General features: G+C 70.6%; 1 protein-coding gene and 1 pseudogene. Both read left to right on the top strand.

Annotation, left to right across the window (positions count from 1 at the left end; all coding sequences use genetic code 11):
• The coding region (locus MXD62_RS27660; RefSeq protein WP_248832328.1) for an OB-fold domain-containing protein at positions 1 to 207 on the top strand (207 nt) is incomplete at its 5' end.
• Positions 204 to 928: pseudogene (locus MXD62_RS27655) on the top strand (thiolase family protein); the annotation flags it as partial. The gene MXD62_RS27660 and the pseudogene MXD62_RS27655, both read left to right, overlap by 4 nt.

Raw genomic sequence — 928 nt, 5'->3', positions numbered from 1 at the left:
TACACGGTCGTCCGGCGCCCGTGGGTCCCTGGTTATGAGCCGCCCTATGTCGTGGCCCGGGTGGTGCTCGCCGAGCAGCCCGACCTGCATCTGTTGACCAATGTGGTCGACTGCGACGTCGAGGCGGTCAGCACCGGTATGGAGGTCGAGGTGACCTTCGAACAGCGAGGGGACGTGTTCGTACCCATGTTCCGGCCGGTCGTATGAACTCCGCCGGTCCCGTGAACGTCGAGCGCCAGGCGATCGTCTCCGGCATCGGGCGGTCACCGTCCGGGCGGCGGCTGAACCGGTCCGCAATGGATCTGACTCTGGACGCCTGTCTCGCGGCCATCGCTGATGCCGGTCTGACCCCGCGCGACGTCGACGGGCTCACCTCCTGGCCCGACCACCCCGCCCCGCACGGCTTCGGTGGCCCCCGGGTCGGCGAGCTCCACACCTTGCTGCGGCTGGACCTGTCGTGGATCCTGGGCTGCGGGGACGGCGCCAACGTCATCGGAATCCTCGGGATCGCCGCCCACGCGGTGGCCACCGGTCTCGCCCGGCACGTGCTGGTCTACCGGACCGTCGGCGAGGCGACCAGCCAGGGCACCGGCCGCCGCCCGGCGGTGATGGCCGACCCCGGGGCCGCGCCGTGGAAGGCCACCTACGGGGTCGGTTCACCGGTGCAGTTCGCCGCGCTGTGGGCCCAGCACCATTTCGACCGTTACGGCACCACCCGGGAGCAGCTCGGCTGGGTCGCGGTGAACGACCGGCGTAACGCCGCCGGTAACCCGGACGCGATCTACCGCGACCCGATGACGATCGACGACTACCTCGCGGCACGGATGATCAGCGAACCGCTGTGCCTGTTCGACTGCGACATCCCGGCGGACGGGTCGATCGCCTTCGTCGTCTCGCACGCCGACCACCGCCGTGACGTCGACCGGCC

The organism is Frankia sp. Mgl5 (assembly GCF_023242985.1).
In the GTDB taxonomy this organism is placed as follows: Bacteria; Actinomycetota; Actinomycetes; order Frankiales; family Frankiaceae; genus Parafrankia; species Parafrankia soli.
Note: the sequence above shows the minus strand (reverse complement) of the source record. Positions and strands in the feature narration are given on the sequence as shown.